The sequence below is a fragment of the Moorella mulderi DSM 14980 genome (assembly GCF_001594015.1).
GTDB lineage: Bacteria > Bacillota > DSM-521 > Neomoorellales > Neomoorellaceae > Neomoorella > Neomoorella mulderi.
The window spans coordinates 1-975 of the sequence record NZ_LTBC01000046.1; the positions used below are offsets into that span (position 1 = coordinate 1).

Annotated in this window: 2 protein-coding genes; both read left to right on the plus strand. The window is 49.7% G+C overall.

The window, feature by feature from the left end; translation table 11 throughout:
* Positions 1 to 72 precede the first annotated feature (72 nt).
* Positions 73 to 399: an IS66 family insertion sequence element accessory protein TnpA gene (gene tnpA / locus MOMUL_RS15170; protein ID WP_062286247.1), complete on the plus strand. Its 327-nt coding sequence runs from the start codon at positions 73 to 75 to the stop codon at positions 397 to 399.
* On the plus strand, positions 393 to 749 hold the full coding sequence (tnpB, locus tag MOMUL_RS15175; RefSeq protein WP_062286249.1) for an IS66 family insertion sequence element accessory protein TnpB: 357 nt from the start codon (positions 393 to 395) through the stop codon (positions 747 to 749). Before tnpA ends, tnpB begins: the two co-directional genes overlap by 7 nt.
* Positions 750 to 975: the final 226 nt, after the last annotated feature.

Below are 975 nucleotides of genomic sequence, written 5' to 3' on the forward strand. Positions count from 1 at the left end.
CCCACCTTGGCACCAATCGCAAGTATAGGGGATAATCCTCTTCAGAACACAAGCTGAGGAGGATTTTTTGTTATGACCAAAGCCGAACGGCAAGCACTATGGGAAACCCGGATAGCCGAATACAAGAAGAGCGGGCAAAGCGTCAGAGAATGGTGCGCTACCCATGAAGACGTTAACCCTAAACAATTATGGTACTGGCTGCGGAAGTATAAGAACCAGGACGTAGTTTACCCGGGAAACTCAAACCGGTGGCTGCCGGTAGAAATAAGGGAGCCATCTTCTGGTGTTCAGGGCAACTCCTTGTTGGTCAGGATAGGCAAGACCTGCATCGAAGTAAAACCCGGCTTTGATCCCGCCTTGCTTTCTCAGGTGGTTAAGGTGCTGGTGGCTTTATGCTAAACGAATTAGGTATCGACCGGGTTTATCTTGCCTGCGGTGCCACTGACCTACGCAAGTCCATTGACGGCCTGGCGGTGCTGGTCAAGGAAGGGTTTGAATTAGACCCTTTCACTTCCTGTCTTTTTGTTTTCTGCAACCGAAATAAGGACAAACTAAAGATCCTCCACTGGGAACACAACGGCTTCTGGCTTTATTACCGCCGGCTGGAGAAGGGCAAATTTCCCTGGCCTCAAGATACCACTTCGGCAACCATCACCATAAGCCACCGGGAGCTGCGCTGGCTGCTTGACGGCCTTCCCATCAAACAGCCCCAAGCCCATCCTGAAGTAAAAGCGCGCACCATCTTGTAATATAAAGCACCAGAAAGAAATATTTTCACTTTGTGGTTGATTCTAGAGGAATTCGACGCGATTCGTCGAATCATTAATGCATGAACACTTCGCAAGCTATCGCCGCCATGACCATAGAAGAGCTGCAAAGCCGCTGCCTGCAGCTGGAAGAGCAATGTATGCAGCTGGAACAACAAAATGCCGAACTGACCGCCAAGCTAAACTGGTTTATGGAGCAGTTCCGTTT